This window comes from Ewingella sp. AOP8-B2-18, from assembly GCF_052376015.1.
GTDB lineage: Bacteria > Pseudomonadota > Gammaproteobacteria > Enterobacterales > Enterobacteriaceae > Ewingella > Ewingella allii.
This window is the reverse complement of sequence record NZ_JBQSVB010000020.1, coordinates 1-16,641: the sequence shown is the minus strand read 5'-3', so window position 1 is coordinate 16,641 and position 16,641 is coordinate 1. Positions and strand designations below refer to the sequence as shown.

The following is a 16,641-nucleotide window of genomic DNA, read 5'->3' as shown; positions in this document are numbered from 1 at the left end:
CACTATGGATAAGAAATCTGCTCGTATCCGTCGTGCGACCCGCGCACGCCGCAAGCTCAAAGAATTGGGTGCGACACGTCTGGTGGTACATCGTACCCCGCGTCATATTTACGCACAGGTTATCGCACCAAACGGTTCTGAAGTATTAGTTGCTGCATCAACTGTAGAAAAAACTATTACTGAGCAACTGAAGTATACCGGCAACAAAGATGCTGCCACTGCTGTAGGTAAAGCTATCGCAGAACGCGCATTGGAAAAAGGGATCACGAAAGTATCCTTTGACCGTTCCGGTTTCCAATATCATGGTCGAGTCCAGGCACTGGCAGATGCTGCCCGTGAAGCTGGCCTTCAGTTCTAAGGAAGAGGTTTAAGATGGCTCACATCGAAAAACAAGCTGGCGAACTGCAGGAAAAGCTGATCGCGGTAAACCGCGTATCTAAAACCGTAAAAGGTGGCCGTATCTTCAGCTTTACCGCACTGACAGTAGTTGGTGATGGTAACGGTCGCGTTGGTTTTGGCTACGGCAAAGCACGCGAAGTTCCGGCAGCGATCCAGAAAGCGATGGAAAAAGCCCGTCGCAACATGATGAATGTCGCGCTGAACAGCGGCACCCTGCAGCACCCAGTTAAAGGTGCTCATACGGGTTCCCGTGTGTTCATGCAGCCGGCTTCCGAAGGTACCGGTATTATCGCCGGTGGTGCAATGCGTGCCGTCCTGGAAGTCGCTGGGGTGCATAACGTATTGGCTAAAGCTTATGGTTCTACAAACCCGATCAACGTGGTTCGTGCAACTATCGACGCTCTGGCAAATATGAAATCCCCACAAATGGTCGCTGCCAAGCGTGGTAAATCCGTTGAAGAAATTCTGGGGTAATTAACCATGGCAAAGACTATTAAAGTAACACAAACTCGCAGCTCTATTGGCCGCTTGCCGAAACACAAGGCAACGCTGTTAGGCTTAGGTCTGCGTCGTATTGGTCATACTGTAGAGCGTGAGGATACTCCTGCTGTACGCGGTATGATCAACCTGGTTTCCTACATGGTTAAGGTTGAGGAGTAAGAGATGCGTTTAAATACTCTGTCTCCGGCTGAAGGTGCCAAACAAGCGCCGAAGCGTGTAGGTCGTGGTATTGGTTCTGGCCTGGGTAAAACCGGCGGTCGTGGTCACAAAGGTCAGAACTCACGTTCTGGTGGTGGCGTACGTCGTGGTTTTGAAGGTGGTCAGATGCCTTTATACCGTCGTTTGCCGAAATTCGGCTTCACCTCTCGCAAAGCAATGATCACGGCAGAAGTTCGTCTGTCTGAACTTGCTCTTGTAGAAGGCGACGTAATCGACCTGAGCACGCTGAAAGCCGCTAACGTAGTTGGTATCCAGATCGAGTTCGCGAAAGTTATTCTTTCTGGCGAAGTTGGTCGTGCGGTAACTCTGCGTGGTTTGCGTGTCACCAAAGGCGCTCGTGCTGCTATCGAAGCTGCTGGCGGTAAAATTGAGGAATAAGTAGCAGATGGCTAAGCAACCGGGGTTAGATTTCCAAAGTGCCAAGGGTGGACTAGGCGAACTGAAGCGCAGACTTTTGTTTGTTATCGGTGCGTTGATCGTTTTCCGTATCGGCTCTTTTATTCCGATCCCTGGTATTGATGCCACTGTACTTGCCAAATTGCTCGAGCAGCAAAGAGGCACCATCATTGAAATGTTTAACATGTTCTCTGGTGGTGCTCTCAGCCGTGCTTCTATCTTTGCATTGGGTATCATGCCGTACATTTCGGCATCGATTATTATCCAGCTGCTGACGGTGGTTCATCCAGCGTTAGCAGAGATAAAGAAAGAAGGGGAGGCTGGCCGTCGTAAGATTAGCCAGTACACCCGCTACGGTACGCTGGTATTAGCTGTGTTTCAGTCAATCGGTATTGCTACCGGTTTACCGAACATGCCTGGTATGCAAGGCCTGGTATTAAACCCAGGCTTTGCCTTCTACTTTACTGCTGTTGTTAGCTTAGTTACCGGGACAATGTTCCTGATGTGGTTAGGTGAACAGATTACTGAACGCGGTATCGGTAACGGTATCTCAATCATAATCTTCGCGGGTATCGTAGCAGGTCTGCCACCGGCAGTAGCTCATACTATCGAACAAGCTCGGCAAGGCGACCTGCACTTCCTCCTGTTGCTGTTGGTTGCAGTTTTAGTGTTTGCAGTGACTTTCTTTGTTGTGTTCGTAGAGCGTGGTCAACGTCGTATCGTTGTTAACTATGCTAAACGTCAACAGGGTCGTCGTGTTTATGCAGCACAGAGCACGCACTTACCGTTGAAAGTGAATATGGCCGGGGTTATCCCAGCGATCTTCGCTTCCAGCATTATTCTGTTCCCTGCCACGATTGCATCATGGTTTGGGGGCGGGACTGGTTGGAACTGGCTGACTACGATTTCGCTGTATTTGCAGCCTGGGCAACCGCTTTATGTGTTACTCTATGCGACTGCAATCATCTTCTTCTGTTTCTTTTACACTGCGTTGGTTTTCAACCCTCGCGAGACAGCAGATAACCTGAAGAAGTCCGGTGCATTTGTACCAGGAATTCGTCCGGGAGAGCAAACGGCGAAGTACATCGATAAAGTAATGACTCGTTTAACCTTAATTGGTGCGATGTATATTACTTTCATCTGCCTTATCCCGGAGTTCATGCGTGACGCAATGAAAGTGCCATTCTACTTTGGTGGTACCTCACTACTAATCGTAGTTGTTGTCATTATGGACTTTATGGCTCAAGTGCAAACTCTGATGATGTCAAGTCAGTATGAGTCTGCATTGAAGAAAGCAAACCTGAAAGGCTATAACCGCTAATCTGGTGCGTTTGCGAAGTTACGGAGAGTAAAAATGAAAGTTCGTGCTTCCGTCAAGAAATTATGTCGTAACTGCAAAATCGTTAAGCGTAACGGTATCGTTCGCGTAATCTGCAGCGCCGAGCCGAAGCATAAACAGCGTCAAGGCTGATTATCTCGCATATTTTTCTTGCAAAGTTGGGTTGAGCTGGCTAGATTAGCCAGCCAATCTTTTGTATGTAAGCTGCAACATTATTTGAGTATCCTGAAAACGGGCTTTTCAGAATGGTGTTGCCGTATATAAATAGTAGGAGTGCATAGTGGCCCGTATAGCAGGCATTAACATTCCTGATCAAAAACATACCGTGATCGCATTAACTTCGATCTACGGCATCGGTAAAACCCGTTCACAGGCTATCTGTGCAGCGTCTGGTATTGCTGAAAATGTTAAGATCAGTGAGCTGTCTGAAGAGCAAATCGAAAAGCTGCGTGACGAAGTTGCCAAGTTCATTGTTGAAGGTGATCTGCGTCGTGAAGTCACCCTGAGCATCAAGCGTCTTATGGACCTTGGGACTTATCGTGGTTTGCGTCATCGTCGTGGTCTTCCAGTGCGCGGTCAGCGTACTAAGACTAACGCACGTACCCGTAAGGGTCCGCGTAAACCGATCAAGAAATAATCGGGGTGATTGAATAAATGGCAAAGGCACCTGTTCGTACACGTAAACGTGTAAGAAAACAAGTCTCTGACGGCGTGGCTCATATCCATGCTTCTTTCAACAACACCATTGTAACCATTACCGATCGTCAGGGTAATGCTTTGGGTTGGGCAACAGCTGGTGGTTCCGGTTTCCGTGGTTCTCGTAAATCCACTCCGTTCGCAGCTCAGGTTGCAGCAGAGCGCTGCGCTGACGCAGTGAAAGAATACGGTATCAAGAATCTGGAAGTTATGGTTAAAGGACCTGGTCCTGGTCGTGAGTCTACTATCCGCGCGTTAAACGCGGCTGGTTTCCGCATCACTAATATTACTGATGTGACTCCTATCCCTCATAACGGTTGTCGTCCGCCGAAAAAGCGTCGCGTATAACGCTGCTTTTAGGATTGTTGGAGAGAGAAAATGGCAAGATATTTGGGTCCTAAGCTCAAGCTTAGCCGTCGTGAGGGCACAGATTTATTCCTTAAATCTGGCGTTCGAGCGATCGATACCAAGTGTAAAATTGAACAAGCTCCTGGTCAGCATGGTGCGCGTAAACCGCGTCTATCTGACTATGGTGTGCAGTTGCGTGAAAAGCAAAAAGTTCGCCGTATCTATGGCATCTTAGAGCGTCAATTCCGTAACTATTATAAAGAAGCTGCTCGCCTGAAAGGCAACACCGGTGAAAACCTGTTGCAACTACTTGAAGGGCGTTTAGACAACGTTGTTTATCGTATGGGCTTCGGCGCTACTCGTGCGGAATCTCGCCAGTTAGTTAGCCACAAAGCTATTATGGTAAACGGTCGCGTTGTTAACATCGCTTCTTATCAGGTATCTCCGAATGACGTTGTCAGCATCCGTGAGAAAGCTAAAAAGCAATCTCGCGTTAAGGCCGCTTTGGAGTTGGCTGAACAGCGTGAAAAGCCGACTTGGCTTGAAGTTGATGCTGCGAAGATGGAAGGTGTGTTCAAGCGTAAGCCTGAGCGTACTGATCTGTCTGCTGACATTAACGAACACCTGATCGTCGAGCTTTACTCTAAGTAAAGCTTAGTACCAAAGAGAGGACACAATGCAGGGTTCTGTGACAGAGTTTCTAAAACCGCGCCTGGTAGATATCGAGCAAGTCAGTTCGACGCACGCCAAGGTGACCCTTGAGCCTTTAGAACGTGGCTTTGGCCATACTTTAGGCAACGCACTGCGCCGTATTCTGCTTTCATCCATGCCGGGTTGCGCGGTGACCGAGGTTGAGATTGATGGTGTACTGCATGAGTACAGCACCAAAGAAGGCGTACAGGAAGATATCCTGGAGATCCTGCTCAACCTGAAAGGGCTGGCGGTGAGAGTTCAAGGGAAAGATGAAGTTATTCTTACCCTGAATAAGTCTGGCATTGGCCCTGTGACTGCAGCCGACATTACCCATGATGGTGATGTCGAAATCGTCAAGCCGCAACACGTTATCTGCCACCTGACCGATGAGAACGCTGCTATTAGCATGCGTATCAAAGTTCAGCGCGGTCGTGGTTATGTGCCGGCGTCTGCCCGAATTCATTCGGAAGAAGATGAGCGCCCAATTGGCCGTCTGTTAGTAGATGCATGCTACAGCCCTGTAGAGCGTATTGCCTACAATGTTGAAGCAGCGCGTGTAGAACAGCGCACCGATTTGGACAAGCTGGTTATCGAAATGGAAACCAACGGTACGATCGATCCTGAAGAGGCGATCCGTCGTGCGGCAACCATTCTTGCTGAACAACTTGAAGCTTTCGTTGATTTACGTGATGTACGTCAGCCGGAAGTTAAAGAAGAGAAGCCAGAATTCGATCCAATCTTGTTGCGCCCTGTTGACGATCTGGAATTGACTGTCCGCTCTGCTAACTGCCTCAAAGCAGAAGCAATCCACTACATCGGTGATCTGGTACAGCGCACTGAGGTTGAGCTACTTAAAACGCCTAACCTTGGTAAAAAATCTCTTACTGAGATTAAAGATGTGCTTGCTTCCCGTGGTTTGTCTCTGGGCATGCGCCTAGAAAACTGGCCACCAGCAAGCATCGCTGACGAGTAACCGGATCACAGGTTAAGGTTTTACTGAGAAGGATAAGGTCATGCGCCATCGTAAGAGTGGTCGTCAACTGAACCGTAACAGCAGCCACAGACAGGCTATGTTCCGTAACATGGCCGGCTCTTTGGTTCGTCATGAAATCATCAAGACGACCCTGCCGAAAGCGAAAGAGCTGCGTCGCGTTGTTGAGCCGCTGATTACTCTTGCCAAGACCGACAACGTTGCAAATCGTCGTCTGGCATTCGCCCGTACTCGTGATAACGAGATCGTGGCAAAACTGTTTAATGAACTGGGCCCGCGTTTCGCGAGCCGTGCCGGTGGTTACACTCGTATTCTTAAGTGTGGTTTCCGTGCAGGCGACAATGCGCCGATGGCATACATCGAGCTCGTTGATCGTGCAGAGTCACAAGCAGAAGTAGCAACTGCTGAATAATCTGTAGATGCATGAAAAAACCGGGCACTTGCCCGGTTTTTTTACGCCTACAGTTTCTCACCTTCTTTTGAAAGCATCTTTTCTCTAACTTTTTCCTATCCAGCCGTTATCCTTTTCTCATAAACATTACTTCGCTAACGGGAGAGATTATGTTTCTTGGTGATGCTATGGCTGAGCAAAAAATTGTGGAAGCTATAAATAAAGGTGAATTGGATAATCTGCCCGGCGCCGGTAGCCCCCTGCTTCTTGATGATGATAGTGACGTGCCGCTTGAACTAAGAATGGCATATCGAATTCTGAAGAACTCTGGTTTCTTGCCGCCCGAACTGCAGGACAGAAAGGAAGCTCTGGAGCTAAATACCTTACTGCAAACCCTGACCGCAGATGACGCCATGTTTACTGAGTTAGAGAAGAGAGTAAAATTGCTTGAACTAAGGTTGCATCAGGCTGGTCAGAATACCGACTTCTTACGCGGTGATTATCAAAATCCGCTGCTTGAAAGATTGCGAGGTAAGTAGCATGTATAAGATAGGTGAGCTTGCTAAGTTAGCAGACGTGTCCACAGACACGGTTCGCTACTATGAAAAGCAGGGCATGATGGAATGTGGCGAAAGAAGCGATTCCGGCTATCGCCAATATAATCATCGCGATTTGCAGCGCCTGCGCTTCATTCGTTATGCCAAAACCACAGGTTTTACGCTGGAGGCTATCAAGGAGCTACTTTCTTTGCGAATCGATCCGGCGCATCATACTTGTCAGGAGTCCAAGTCTATTGTTGATAGTCGACTGGCAGAAGTGGAAGCAAAGCTGAGTGAATTAGAGCGAATGAAGGATTCACTGACGCGCCTAAGCAAAGCGTGCTGTGGCTCTTCGCATTCCAGCGCGAGTTGCTCTATTCTTGAGGCGCTAGAGGCAGGGGCTGTTAAAGAGAAATAAGCTCCGTGTCTCATTATGAAGAAGCCAAACAATAAAGTTAATTAAGAGGTCAACATGAGTAGCTATAAGCATCAAAAAGGTGTCATTCAGGACAACGCAATTCAGGCTCTGTTGCATGATCCACTGTTCAGACAGCGAGTAGAAAAGAATCTCAAAGGCAAAGGCAGTTATCGTAGAAAAGAGAAGAACGGCAAGAAGGGTTATCAGGAGGGCAGTGCTAAGCATTTATTCGGGTTCTTAGCACTGTCCTTCTAGCGTTAAAAAAGCCATCTGATGATGGCTTTTTTAATTATGAGAAGTCTGATTTTACAATCTTGGCGTTTGTTGTTGTTTCAACAAATCGCGGATTTCTGTTAGCAGGGTTTCTTCTGCCGTTGGTTTTGGTGGTTCAGCTGGCGCGGCTTCTTCTTTGCGACGCATTTTGTTCATCAACTTGACTGCACAGAAGATAGCCAGAGCAACAATCACGAAGTCAAAAATGTTTTGAATAAACACGCCATACTTCATGACAACCGCAGGCACTGTGCCCTGAGCTTCGCGTATAACCCATTCGAACTGCTTGAAATCCACCCCGCCGATTAACAGGCCCAGTGGTGGCATAATAATATCTGCGACCAGCGAAGACACAATTTTGCCGAATGCTGCACCGATGATCACACCGACGGCAAGATCGACAACATTGCCACGCATGGCAAACTCACGAAACTCTTTCATAAAACTCATAAAATATCCCCTTGGCAAATCGATACTTTGTGTCAAACAAAGTAAAGACCATTTGTTGCGTCCGCGCTACAAAAGTTGAAGAATTGATTCCAATTCATTGATAAATATTCAAACACCGGTGGCATTTTATAAGAAAAATGGACTCGGCTGGAACAATCTCTCGACGTCTCGCACGAATTTCTTATCAGTGATGAACATGATCACGTGGTCGCCCTGCTGAATGCGGCTTGCTCCGTTGGCGATAATAACTTCATTACCCCTGACGATAGCGCCGATGGTGGTACCAGGCGGCAGCTTGATCTGTTCAACAGTTCTGCCAACAACGCGTGAAGTGCTTTCATCACCGTGAGCAATAGCTTCGATGGCTTCCGCCACGCCGCGGCGAAGAGAGGAGACGCTGACGATATCCGCTTTGCGCACGTGACCAAGCAGTGCCGAGATGGTCGCTTGCTGTGGGGAAATAGCGATATCAATCACGCTGCCCTGCACTAAATCGACATATGCCCCACGCTGGATGAGCACCATCGCTTTTTTGGCACCCATACGTTTGGCCAGCATGGCCGACATGATGTTGGCCTCATCATCATTGGTGATGGCGATAAATACGTCGACCTGCTCGATATGCTCTTCTGCGAGCAGCTCTTGGTCCGAGGCGTCGCCGTAAAATACGATGGTGTCTTGCAAGATTTCGGCTAACTCAGCTGCCCTTTGCTGATTGCGCTCAATAAGCTTTACGCTGTAATTCTTTTCTAAACGCTGGGCCAGGCCTGCGCCGACATTACCGCCGCCAACGATCATGATGCGTTTATAAGGCTTCTCGAGACGTTGAAGCTCGCTCATTACGGCGCGAATATGCTGCGACGCCGCAACGAAGAAGACCTCATCACCTGCTTCAATAATGGTTGAGCCTTGTGGCCGAATAGGCCGGTCTTGGCGGAAGATAGCGGCAACGCGCGTCTCGATGTGCGGCATATGCTCGCGCATGGATGACAGGGCACTGCCGACTAATGGGCCGCCGTAATAGGCTTTAACCGCCGCGATGCTGACTTTACCTTCGGCAAAGTTGACCACTTGCAGAGCGCCCGGATACTCAATCAGCTTGTAGATGTAATCGATAACCAGCTGCTCAGGGGAGATAAGGTGGTCAATTGGCACGGCTTCGGGCTTGAAGAGCTTTTCTGATTCACGAATATATTCAGAAGAACGAATGCGCGCGATTCGGTTTGGCGTGTTGAAAAGTGAATAGGCGATTTGACAAGCTACCATGTTGGTCTCGTCGGAGTTAGTCACCGCAACCAGCATATCGGCATCTTCTGCACCGGCTTCGCGCAGCACTCTTGGGTGCGAGCCATATCCCTGAACCACTCGCAGGTCGAACTTATCCTGCAGCTGGCGCAAGCGCGACATGTTGGTGTCAACGACGGTGATGTCGTTGTTTTCACCCACCAGGTTTTCAGCCAGCGTCCCGCCAACCTGTCCGGCACCAAGAATAATAATTTTCATAAGAGGCTCATTCTCGCTTAGAAATTACTTCGCTGACTTAATCAGTTTAGCGTAATAGAAGCCGTCGCCATCTTCAGCGTGTGGCAAGTTCTGTTTGCCCGGATTCTCCAAATCGCCAGTCTCAACCAGCTTAGCTTCCGGGTGGTCACGTAGGAAGGCCTTGATCTGCTGGCTATTCTCTTCTGGCAAGATTGAGCAAGTTGCATAAACCATCACGCCATTAGGTTTTAAACGTGGCCAAATGGCTTCGAGAATTTCGCGCTGCAACCCGGCTAGCTCGGCAATATCGCTGTCACGGCGCAGCCACTTGATGTCTGGGTGGCGGCGAATCACGCCGGTCGCAGAACATGGCGCGTCGAGCAAAATCTTGTCGAACTGACGATCGCCGGCCCAAGACTGAGGCTCGCGGCCATCGCCCTGTTTGACCTCGGCATGTAATTTTAGCCGTTGAAGGTTTTCATTTACGCGAACCAGCCGCTGCTTATCAACATCCACCGCAAGCACGTGGGCTTTAGGGGCGGCTTCCAGAATATGGGTAGTTTTCCCGCCCGGCGCGCAGCACAGGTCGAGGATCATCTCACCATCTTGGGGATCAAGAAGATCAACGCTGCCTTGGGCAGAGGCATCTTGCACCGTCACCCAACCATCGGCAAAACCGGGTAATTCGGTTACGGCGGAAGGCGTTAACAGTCGCAGGGCATCGGCATATTCTGCATGCGGAGCAGCATCGATGCCGGCGGCTTGAAGCAGAGCCAGATATTCATCGCGTGAATGATGGATGCGATTGACGCGTAACCACATTGGCGGACGCTGGTTATTTGCCTCAATGATGGATTCCCACTGCTCTGGGTAAGCCTTCTTAATGCGATTCAGTAGCCAGCTAGGGTGCAGATAGCGGCTGTCGGTATTCTCCATTCGCTGAATCAACTCGTCCTGCTGGCGCTGGAATTGGCGCAGCACGCCATTAATCAGACCTTTCAGCTGCGGGCGTTTCAGCGCCACGGCACCTTCAACGGTTTCAGCTAATGCGGCGTGAGCGGGAATACGCGTGTGGACCAACTGATAGATGCCCACCATCAGCAGATAATGCAAAGTACGCTGCTTACCAGTGAGGGGTTTAGCCATCAGCTGCTGCAGACACCATTCGAGCTGTGGCAGAACGCGCAACGTCCCGAAGCACAACTCTTGCAGCAAACCGCGATCCTTCTCGGAAATACTCTTTTGTAACCCTGGTAATACGGTAGAAAGAGACTGGCCTTGATCAAGAACCTGGCTGATGGCTTTTGCAGCGATGCTGCGGAGATTATAGGTTGTTTTCATAGTCAGAAAGGCTGCAAAGGTCAGCTTATTAGAAGGAAATGACCCGGCGGATGGCCGGGTACGATTGGCAATGATTAGGCGAGAATATTGCCTTCAATAAACCATTCACGGCGTGAATTAAGGATATCTTGGACTGACATTGCTTTCTTGCCTGCCGGCTGTAATTGCAAGATATTCAAAATACCGTCAGAAGTAGCAACCTGTATCCCGGCTTTTCCAGCAGCAATTATCGTGCCCGGCTGGGCTGAGGTTTGCTGACTGAGAGCCTCGGCTTGCCACACTTTTACCGGCTGCTCATCAATGACGAAATAGCTCATTGGCCACGGATTGAAAGCGCGAATGCAGCGCTCAAGCTGTTTGGCGGAGAGCGACCAGTCTAAGCGCGCCTCTTCCTTACTCAGCTTTTCGGCATAGGTCACCAGAGCTTCATCCTGAACTTCCGGACGCGCCGTGCCTTCTGCTAACTGCTGCAATGTCGCCAGCATGCCGGTCGGGCCAAGTTCTGCAAGTTTGTTATACAGCGTGGCGCTAGTATCCTGCGGCTCAATATCGCATTCGATTTTGTGCAGCATGTTGCCGGTATCCAGACCAACGTCCATTTGCATGATGGTGATGCCAGTTTGGCTATCGCCCGCCCACAGAGAACGCTGAATCGGCGCCGCACCACGCCAGCGCGGCAGCAGTGAACCATGGACATTGATGCAGCCCAGTTTTGGCATATCTAACACGGCCTGCGGCAGGATCAATCCATAAGCCACCACCACCATTACATCCGCATTAAGTTCAGCGACCAGCTGTTGGCTCTCTGCCGGGCGTAATGACTTCGGTTGGAATACCGGAATGCCGTGCTCGAGAGCCAAGGTTTTTACCGGGCTAGGTGTCAGCTTGTTGCCACGGCCAGCAGGGCGGTCTGGCTGAGTAAAGACCCCAACCACCTCATGTTCAGATGTTAAAAGCGCGTCAAGATGACGCGCTGCAAAGTCAGGTGTTCCTGCAAATATAATGCGCAAAGCTCATTCCTGTTATTGACGAAAATCAGTCAGCACGAGCGTTCAGCTTGGCCATTTTTTCCATCTTCTGGCGAATACGCTGGCGTTTCAGTGGAGACAAGTAATCCACGAAAAGCTTACCGACTAAGTGATCCATTTCATGCTGGATACAGATAGCCAGCAGGTCATCGGCCTCAAGCTCAAAGGATTTGCCATCGCGGTCGAGTGCGCGGATTTTCACTTTCTCAGCACGCGGAATCAAAGCACGCTGGTCAGGAATCGACAGACAACCTTCCTCGATACCCGTTTCGCCGCTCTGTTCCAGCATTTCAGGGTTAATCAGCACCAAGCGCTCATCGCGGTTCTCAGAGACATCGATAACGATAATACGCTGGTGGATGTCTACCTGAGTTGCGGCCAAACCGATGCCTTCCTCGGCATACATGGTTTCGAACATATCATCCACGATTTGCTGGATTTCGGCGTTAACTTCTTTGACCGGCTTTGCAGTAATGCGAAGACGCTCGTCTGGGAAATGTAAGATGTTTAATACGGACATAAATTTTTTGGATCTTCATTCAAATGATTGACGATATATAGACTCTATTCTAGACATTTCCCGTCCTGATTGACAGCATCCTCTACCAATTGGAGCAGTAGCCAGCTGGCTTTATTAAGGAGGATGCGAGTGACACTTAGGGAAATGTGGTTACGTTTGTCAGCGGTAAAGCGGCTAGATGCTGCCTCAATATGTCACATTGTTGACGCATTTATTGATGATGGCAGGTGCGACGCCAAATCGCTCAGTTCTTACGGCCTGAGTGAAGAGCAAATCCAGCGTTTCTTCAATATTGAATCTCAACGTATTTTTACAGCTTTAAACTGGCTAGACGCTGAGTCACACCACTTCATCACGCTGCAAGATGCACACTACCCGTCGATGCTGAAGCACATCTCCTCGGCTCCGCCGGTGCTGTTTGTCAAAGGCCAACTCCCCGTATTGGCGACGCCCCAATTGGCCATGGTCGGCAGTCGTAACTACAGTGATTACGGCGAGCAGTGGGCGCAGTATTTTGCCGCGGGATTAGTGAGTAGCGGTTTTACTATTACTAGCGGGTTAGCTCTTGGGATTGATGGAATTAGCCATGCCGCCGCGCTAGAGGCGGGAGGAAACACCATCGCGGTATTGGGAAGCGGCTTGGCGAAGATCCACCCACGCAGTCACCTTGGGCTTGCCGATCGCATTCTAGAGAGCGGCGGCGCACTGATATCAGAACTCTGGCCTGACACTGCAGCGATGCCGGCTAACTTCCCCCGACGAAATCGAATTATCAGCGGCATGAGCGCCGGCGTGCTGGTGGTCGAAGCCTCTTTACGTAGCGGCTCTCTCATCACGGCGCGTTATGCGTTGGAACAAGACCGAGACGTCTTTGCCTTGCCCGGCCCGTTAGAGAATGCCACCAGTGTGGGGACTCACTGGCTTATCAAGCAGGGGGCTTATCTGGTCACTGAACCCAATGACATCGCAGAGCAAATTGGCAGTGGGCTGACCTGGTTGCCGGTGGCGGCAAGTGGCTTATCGTCACAAACTGCTCATGGAGCAGTTCAATCTGCAACAAAAGAGATTATTTATGCTCAAGACAACGAAGTTGAATTGCCATTTGCTGATGTGTTGGCTAACGTAGAATATGAGGTGACACCTGTTGACGTCGTCGCCGAACGTGCCGGCCAACCTGTGCCAGACGTGGTAGGTAAACTACTCGAACTGGAGTTAGCAGGATGGATCGCAGCTGTACCCGGCGGCTATGTCCGAATTAGGAGGGCAGGCCATGTTCGACGTACTAATGTACTTATTTGAAACTTACATTCATAACGAAGCGGAGATGAGTGTCGACCAGGATAGGTTAACCGCCGATTTGGCTGAAGCAGGCTTCCATCGGACCGATATCCACAATGCTTTAAATTGGCTTGAAAAGCTCGCCGAGCTGCAAGAAGGTGAAACCCCATCGCACTTACTGGATGCAGACCCCTTTGCATTGCGTGTTTATACCAATGAAGAGGCGGGGCGTCTTGATGTCGATTGCCGTGGTTTCTTGTTATTCCTCGAACAGATAAAAGTATTGAATTTCGATACCAGAGAAATGGTTATCGATCGTGTCATGGCTCTCGACACCGAAGAGTTTGATCTTGAAGATCTCAAATGGGTGGTCTTAATGGTGCTTTTCAATATCCCCGGATATGAAAATGCCTATGAGCAAATGGAAGAGTTACTATTTGAAGTTAATGATGGTTATCTGCATTAGAGATAACGGATAAAGCGTAACGTATGACAAAAGCAGCACTTTTTGCTGAAAAGCAAAATGAAACATGTCCGGAATGTGGGGCTGTATTGGTGATCCGCAGTGGTCGTCACGGCCCCTTTCTTAGTTGTTCGACATACCCCTCCTGCCAGTATATCCGTCCTTTAAAAAGTCAGGCAGACGGGCATGTTGTTAAAGTCCTTGAAGGTCAGTCATGCCCTAAATGCCACTCCACGATGGTGTTGCGTCAGGGGCGTTATGGCATGTTCATCGGGTGCAGTAATTACCCTGAATGTGATCATATTGAGACTATCGATAAACCAGAAGAAACCAGTCTGTCATGCCCGCAGTGCAAACAGGGCCACCTTCTGCAGCGTAAATCTCGGTACGGCAAAGCCTTTCACGCCTGCAACCGTTACCCGGATTGCCAGTTTGCGATAAACAATAAACCTGTCGCCGGGCAATGCAGTCACTGCCAGTATCCGCTGTTAATGGAAAAGAAAACGGCTCAGGGAGTGAAGCTCTTTTGTGCCAGCAAGTCATGTGGCAAGGCTGTAAACGACATAAACAAAGATCAAGATGAATAACGATAAAGAAACCAATTTCACCGAAGTCCTAAATGCGCTGAACCAGCAGCAAGTGATTGCTTACCCGACAGAGGCCGTTTTTGGCCTGGGATGCGACCCTGATAGCGAGCTCGCAGTAGAAGAGTTACTCCGCCTCAAACGCCGTCCGCGCGAGAAAGGGCTGATCCTCATCGCCGATAACTATCAGCAGCTTCTCCCCTATATAGATGACAGCACCCTGACTGATGAGCAGCGCCAGACCATTTTTTCCCAGTGGCCCGGCCCCGTGACTTGGGTGATGCCCGCGAAGGCTACGACGCCATCTTGGCTAACCGGCCAGTTCTCTTCACTCGCCGTGCGCGTCACCGACCATCCTTTGGTCAAAGAGCTGTGCAGCCGGTTTGGCAAACCTCTGGTGTCGACCAGTGCGAATCTCAACGGCCTTGAGCCTTGTCGCTTTGCCCAAGAAGTTAAACAACAGTTTGGCGACGACTTCCCAGTATTGGAAGGCAATGTCGGCGGACGCCAAAACCCTTCAGAAATCAAAGATGCGCTGACTGGCCATCTTTTCCGCCAAGGTTAAGGAATTTTTGATGCCCTCTTTCGCCGTTTTTGGCAACCCAATAGCGCACAGCAAGTCTCCAAGAATTCATGCTCTTTTCGCCGAGCAAACTGGCATTGAGCATACCTACGGTACCGTGCTGGCGCCTCGTGATGAGTTCGCCGAGTATCTTGACGCTTTCTTTGCCGAGGGGGCGAAAGGAGCGAATGTGACCACGCCTTTCAAAGAGCAGGCTTTTGCGAAAGCAGATGAACTGACCGAAAGGGCTTCAATGGCGGGAGCGGTAAACACCCTCAAGAAGCTTGAGGATGGGCGGCTGCTGGGCGACAACACCGACGGCATCGGCATGCTCAGCGATCTTATCCGATTGAACATGTTGCATGAAAACGATCGCGTCCTGCTGGTGGGCGCGGGTGGTGCGGCGCGCGGCGTGATCCTTCCGCTGCTTTCCCATCACTGCAAGGTGACGTTGGTCAATCGCACCTTTAGCCGTGCAGAACACCTCAGCGAGCTGTTTCAAGGAAAAGGGGAGATCCGCGCTTTGCCGATGGCGGGTCTGGATAATGAGAAGTTTGATCTCATTATCAATGCCACGGCTTCCGGCATACACGGCGAGATCCCAGATTTACCTTCTTCTTTATTAACGGCCAACACCCGAATCTATGACATGTACTATCAACTTGGCCCAACGCCTTTTATAACCTGGGCGCAAGAACATGGCGTTCAAACCTGTTCGGACGGCTTAGGCATGCTGGTGGGGCAGGCCGCTCATGCATTCCATCTTTGGCATGGCGTTATGCCGGAGATTGAACCTGTCCACAAGCAACTCAAGCAGGATTTACTGGGCTGATTAGATGCCAAAACGCCTGATTCGCGTTAACACGTTCAGGCGTTTCTTCTTATATAGAGTTTATTTCGGGAAGAGCTGTTTTTGATCAGCATCGTTCAGATAAAGATCTTTCCACTTCACATAGTTATTCGATGAGTAAAGTAACCCTTCGAGTTCCTCGGCGCTCAGCGCCCTGATCTTCTTCACCGGGCTGCCTAGATAGAGATAACCACTCTCCAGTCTTTTGCCTGGGGGGACCAAACTCCCCGCGCCAATCATCACGTCATCTTCAACTATCGCACCATCGAGCAAAATCGATCCCATGCCGACCAAAACCCGATCGCCAATCTTGCAGCCATGCAGCATAGCTTTATGACCCACGGTGACATCCTCACCAATAATAAGGGGGAAGCCCTCCGGATTATGTTGGGATCGGTGGGTGACGTGCAGAACACTTCCGTCCTGAACATTGGTTCTACGGCCAATCACCACTTTATTTACGTCACCCCGAATAGCCACTAATGGCCAGATGCTGACGTCGTCAGCCAGATCAACTTCACCAATGACAACGCTCGAAGGATCAATCATCACGCGATCCCCCGTGGTGGGCGCCACACCTTGATAAGTGCGCAATGGATAGTGAGACATGAATTACCCCGTTAGAAAGACATTTATCCTTTGGGAATATAGCCCGTGAAGAAGGGATTACAAACTTACAGCGTCTGGGATCGAAGAGAAAATCAGCTTTTCGTGCAAGATCGCAACGAAAGGGTGGAAAAGTACGCAGTTGATCATTTTATTCGAAAAAACGCTTGTGGAAAAAACAGGGATCCCTATAATGCCGCTCCATCGACAGGGAACAACGTGAACAACATCACGAAGTGAACGAGTCGGAAAGATTAAAAACAGCGGCGACCGA

Annotated in this window: 26 protein-coding genes; 19 read left to right on the top strand and 7 right to left on the bottom strand. The window is 49.8% G+C overall.

Annotation, left to right across the window (positions count from 1 at the left end; genetic code table 11):
• Window positions 1-4 precede the first annotated feature (4 nt).
• The 14 genes from rplR to ACT3RR_RS21855 all read left to right on the top strand — a co-directional run bounded on the left by rplR (window position 5) and on the right by ACT3RR_RS21855 (window position 7,185).
• Window positions 5-358, top strand: a complete 354-nt coding sequence (gene rplR / locus ACT3RR_RS21920) for a 50S ribosomal protein L18 (protein ID WP_034793671.1) — start codon at window positions 5-7, stop codon at window positions 356-358.
• 14 nt (window positions 359-372) lie between these two features.
• Entirely contained in the window at window positions 373-873 is a 501-nt protein-coding gene (gene rpsE, locus ACT3RR_RS21915) for a 30S ribosomal protein S5 (protein ID WP_013573700.1), read from the top strand.
• A gap of 6 nt (window positions 874-879) precedes the next feature.
• On the top strand, window positions 880-1,059 hold the full coding sequence (rpmD, locus tag ACT3RR_RS21910) for a 50S ribosomal protein L30 (protein ID WP_013573701.1): 180 nt from the start codon (window positions 880-882) through the stop codon (window positions 1,057-1,059).
• Window positions 1,060-1,062: 3 nt separating this feature from the next.
• Window positions 1,063-1,497 (top strand): 50S ribosomal protein L15, encoded by a 435-nt coding sequence (gene rplO, locus ACT3RR_RS21905; protein WP_034793669.1) that lies wholly within the window; start codon window positions 1,063-1,065, stop codon window positions 1,495-1,497.
• 7 nt (window positions 1,498-1,504) lie between these two features.
• The gene (gene secY / locus ACT3RR_RS21900) at window positions 1,505-2,836 is read left to right on the top strand and encodes a preprotein translocase subunit SecY (RefSeq protein WP_034793668.1); all 1,332 of its coding nucleotides are present in this window, start codon (window positions 1,505-1,507) and stop codon (window positions 2,834-2,836) included.
• Window positions 2,837-2,869: 33 nt separating this feature from the next.
• Window positions 2,870-2,986, top strand: a complete 117-nt coding sequence (rpmJ, locus tag ACT3RR_RS21895) for a 50S ribosomal protein L36 (RefSeq protein ID WP_012768118.1) — start codon at window positions 2,870-2,872, stop codon at window positions 2,984-2,986.
• Window positions 2,987-3,134: 148 nt separating this feature from the next.
• Window positions 3,135-3,491 (top strand): 30S ribosomal protein S13, encoded by a 357-nt coding sequence (rpsM, locus tag ACT3RR_RS21890; RefSeq protein ID WP_034793665.1) that lies wholly within the window; start codon window positions 3,135-3,137, stop codon window positions 3,489-3,491.
• Window positions 3,492-3,508: 17 nt separating this feature from the next.
• Window positions 3,509-3,898: a 30S ribosomal protein S11 gene (rpsK, locus tag ACT3RR_RS21885; protein WP_004929731.1), complete on the top strand. Its 390-nt coding sequence runs from the start codon at window positions 3,509-3,511 to the stop codon at window positions 3,896-3,898.
• Window positions 3,899-3,928: 30 nt separating this feature from the next.
• Window positions 3,929-4,549: a 30S ribosomal protein S4 gene (gene rpsD / locus ACT3RR_RS21880; RefSeq protein WP_034793662.1), complete on the top strand. Its 621-nt coding sequence runs from the start codon at window positions 3,929-3,931 to the stop codon at window positions 4,547-4,549.
• Window positions 4,550-4,574: 25 nt separating this feature from the next.
• Window positions 4,575-5,564 (top strand): DNA-directed RNA polymerase subunit alpha, encoded by a 990-nt coding sequence (locus ACT3RR_RS21875; RefSeq protein ID WP_002919219.1) that lies wholly within the window; start codon window positions 4,575-4,577, stop codon window positions 5,562-5,564.
• 40 nt (window positions 5,565-5,604) lie between these two features.
• Window positions 5,605-5,994 carry a 50S ribosomal protein L17 gene (gene rplQ, locus ACT3RR_RS21870; RefSeq protein ID WP_034793661.1) on the top strand — a complete coding sequence of 130 codons (390 nt, stop codon included), beginning with the start codon at window positions 5,605-5,607 and terminating at the stop codon, window positions 5,992-5,994.
• 149 nt (window positions 5,995-6,143) lie between these two features.
• On the top strand, window positions 6,144-6,512 hold the full coding sequence (locus tag ACT3RR_RS21865) for a DnaJ family domain-containing protein (protein ID WP_496201107.1): 369 nt from the start codon (window positions 6,144-6,146) through the stop codon (window positions 6,510-6,512).
• A gap of 1 nt (window position 6,513) precedes the next feature.
• Complete coding sequence (zntR, locus tag ACT3RR_RS21860; protein ID WP_496201106.1) at window positions 6,514-6,930, top strand: Zn(2+)-responsive transcriptional regulator; 417 nt, start codon at window positions 6,514-6,516, stop codon at window positions 6,928-6,930.
• Window positions 6,931-6,984: 54 nt separating this feature from the next.
• On the top strand, window positions 6,985-7,185 hold the full coding sequence (locus tag ACT3RR_RS21855) for an alternative ribosome-rescue factor A (RefSeq protein WP_034793658.1): 201 nt from the start codon (window positions 6,985-6,987) through the stop codon (window positions 7,183-7,185).
• A 51-nt stretch (window positions 7,186-7,236) separates the two neighbouring features.
• Here ACT3RR_RS21855 and mscL read toward each other — a convergent pair whose 3' ends face one another.
• The 5 genes from mscL to def form a co-directional block, all read right to left on the bottom strand.
• Window positions 7,237-7,653, bottom strand: a complete 417-nt coding sequence (mscL, locus tag ACT3RR_RS21850; protein WP_034793655.1) for a large-conductance mechanosensitive channel protein MscL — start codon at window positions 7,651-7,653, stop codon at window positions 7,237-7,239.
• 126 nt (window positions 7,654-7,779) lie between these two features.
• Entirely contained in the window at window positions 7,780-9,156 is a 1,377-nt protein-coding gene (gene trkA, locus ACT3RR_RS21845; protein ID WP_034793653.1) for a Trk system potassium transporter TrkA, read from the bottom strand.
• Window positions 9,157-9,180: 24 nt separating this feature from the next.
• A complete protein-coding gene (gene rsmB / locus ACT3RR_RS21840) occupies window positions 9,181-10,476 on the bottom strand; it encodes a 16S rRNA (cytosine(967)-C(5))-methyltransferase RsmB (protein WP_496201105.1) in 1,296 nt (431 codons plus the stop codon).
• Between the two features lie 74 nt (window positions 10,477-10,550).
• A complete protein-coding gene (fmt, locus tag ACT3RR_RS21835) occupies window positions 10,551-11,486 on the bottom strand; it encodes a methionyl-tRNA formyltransferase (RefSeq protein ID WP_496201104.1) in 936 nt (311 codons plus the stop codon).
• A 25-nt stretch (window positions 11,487-11,511) separates the two neighbouring features.
• On the bottom strand, window positions 11,512-12,024 hold the full coding sequence (gene def / locus ACT3RR_RS21830) for a peptide deformylase (protein ID WP_100935462.1): 513 nt from the start codon (window positions 12,022-12,024) through the stop codon (window positions 11,512-11,514).
• Window positions 12,025-12,153: 129 nt separating this feature from the next.
• Between def and dprA the strand changes: the two genes are divergently transcribed.
• From dprA to aroE, 5 genes are read left to right on the top strand one after another with little or no spacing between them, the layout of a single operon-like run.
• Window positions 12,154-13,323 (top strand): DNA-protecting protein DprA, encoded by a 1,170-nt coding sequence (gene dprA / locus ACT3RR_RS21825; RefSeq protein ID WP_485904226.1) that lies wholly within the window; start codon window positions 12,154-12,156, stop codon window positions 13,321-13,323.
• Window positions 13,295-13,768 carry a DUF494 family protein gene (locus ACT3RR_RS21820; RefSeq protein WP_034793645.1) on the top strand — a complete coding sequence of 158 codons (474 nt, stop codon included), beginning with the start codon at window positions 13,295-13,297 and terminating at the stop codon, window positions 13,766-13,768. The genes dprA and ACT3RR_RS21820 overlap by 29 nt, the downstream gene beginning before the upstream one ends.
• Before the next feature lie 23 nt (window positions 13,769-13,791).
• Window positions 13,792-14,352, top strand: coding sequence for a topoisomerase DNA-binding C4 zinc finger domain-containing protein (locus ACT3RR_RS21815; protein ID WP_496201103.1), 561 nt, complete (start codon window positions 13,792-13,794; stop codon window positions 14,350-14,352).
• Window positions 14,345-14,914: an L-threonylcarbamoyladenylate synthase type 1 TsaC gene (gene tsaC / locus ACT3RR_RS21810; protein WP_485904229.1), complete on the top strand. Its 570-nt coding sequence runs from the start codon at window positions 14,345-14,347 to the stop codon at window positions 14,912-14,914. The genes ACT3RR_RS21815 and tsaC overlap by 8 nt, the downstream gene beginning before the upstream one ends.
• A 7-nt stretch (window positions 14,915-14,921) precedes the next feature.
• Window positions 14,922-15,743, top strand: coding sequence for a shikimate dehydrogenase (aroE, locus tag ACT3RR_RS21805; protein ID WP_496201102.1), 822 nt, complete (start codon window positions 14,922-14,924; stop codon window positions 15,741-15,743).
• A gap of 60 nt (window positions 15,744-15,803) precedes the next feature.
• On the opposite strand, the gene ACT3RR_RS21800 is transcribed toward aroE, so the two are convergent.
• On the bottom strand, window positions 15,804-16,370 hold the full coding sequence (locus ACT3RR_RS21800; protein ID WP_485904232.1) for a gamma carbonic anhydrase family protein: 567 nt from the start codon (window positions 16,368-16,370) through the stop codon (window positions 15,804-15,806).
• A gap of 57 nt (window positions 16,371-16,427) precedes the next feature.
• A partial coding sequence (locus ACT3RR_RS21795; protein ID WP_496201101.1) for a hypothetical protein occupies window positions 16,428-16,641 on the bottom strand: 214 nt, incomplete at its 5' end.

Bases quoted from the DNA above. Each gene is read 5' to 3' on its own strand.
- ACT3RR_RS21875 (WP_002919219.1), top strand. From the start codon at position 4,575: ATGCAGGGTTCTGTGACAGAGTTTCTAAAACCGCGCCTGGTAGATATC.
- secY (WP_034793668.1), top strand. From the start codon at position 1,505: ATGGCTAAGCAACCGGGGTTAGATTTCCAAAGTGCCAAGGGTGGACTA.
- mscL (WP_034793655.1), bottom strand. From the start codon at position 7,653: ATGAGTTTTATGAAAGAGTTTCGTGAGTTTGCCATGCGTGGCAATGTT.
- ACT3RR_RS21865 (WP_496201107.1), top strand. From the start codon at position 6,144: ATGTTTCTTGGTGATGCTATGGCTGAGCAAAAAATTGTGGAAGCTATA.
- def (WP_100935462.1), bottom strand. From the start codon at position 12,024: ATGTCCGTATTAAACATCTTACATTTCCCAGACGAGCGTCTTCGCATT.
- ACT3RR_RS21820 (WP_034793645.1), top strand. From the start codon at position 13,295: ATGTTCGACGTACTAATGTACTTATTTGAAACTTACATTCATAACGAA.
- rplQ (WP_034793661.1), top strand. From the start codon at position 5,605: ATGCGCCATCGTAAGAGTGGTCGTCAACTGAACCGTAACAGCAGCCAC.
- tsaC (WP_485904229.1), top strand. From the start codon at position 14,345: ATGAATAACGATAAAGAAACCAATTTCACCGAAGTCCTAAATGCGCTG.
- rpmD (WP_013573701.1), top strand. From the start codon at position 880: ATGGCAAAGACTATTAAAGTAACACAAACTCGCAGCTCTATTGGCCGC.
- rpmJ (WP_012768118.1), top strand. From the start codon at position 2,870: ATGAAAGTTCGTGCTTCCGTCAAGAAATTATGTCGTAACTGCAAAATC.
- rpsK (WP_004929731.1), top strand. From the start codon at position 3,509: ATGGCAAAGGCACCTGTTCGTACACGTAAACGTGTAAGAAAACAAGTC.
- ACT3RR_RS21800 (WP_485904232.1), bottom strand. From the start codon at position 16,370: ATGTCTCACTATCCATTGCGCACTTATCAAGGTGTGGCGCCCACCACG.
- trkA (WP_034793653.1), bottom strand. From the start codon at position 9,156: ATGAAAATTATTATTCTTGGTGCCGGACAGGTTGGCGGGACGCTGGCT.
- rplR (WP_034793671.1), top strand. From the start codon at position 5: ATGGATAAGAAATCTGCTCGTATCCGTCGTGCGACCCGCGCACGCCGC.
- rsmB (WP_496201105.1), bottom strand. From the start codon at position 10,476: ATGAAAACAACCTATAATCTCCGCAGCATCGCTGCAAAAGCCATCAGC.
- zntR (WP_496201106.1), top strand. From the start codon at position 6,514: ATGTATAAGATAGGTGAGCTTGCTAAGTTAGCAGACGTGTCCACAGAC.
- rplO (WP_034793669.1), top strand. From the start codon at position 1,063: ATGCGTTTAAATACTCTGTCTCCGGCTGAAGGTGCCAAACAAGCGCCG.
- rpsE (WP_013573700.1), top strand. From the start codon at position 373: ATGGCTCACATCGAAAAACAAGCTGGCGAACTGCAGGAAAAGCTGATC.
- ACT3RR_RS21855 (WP_034793658.1), top strand. From the start codon at position 6,985: ATGAGTAGCTATAAGCATCAAAAAGGTGTCATTCAGGACAACGCAATT.
- rpsD (WP_034793662.1), top strand. From the start codon at position 3,929: ATGGCAAGATATTTGGGTCCTAAGCTCAAGCTTAGCCGTCGTGAGGGC.
- ACT3RR_RS21815 (WP_496201103.1), top strand. From the start codon at position 13,792: ATGACAAAAGCAGCACTTTTTGCTGAAAAGCAAAATGAAACATGTCCG.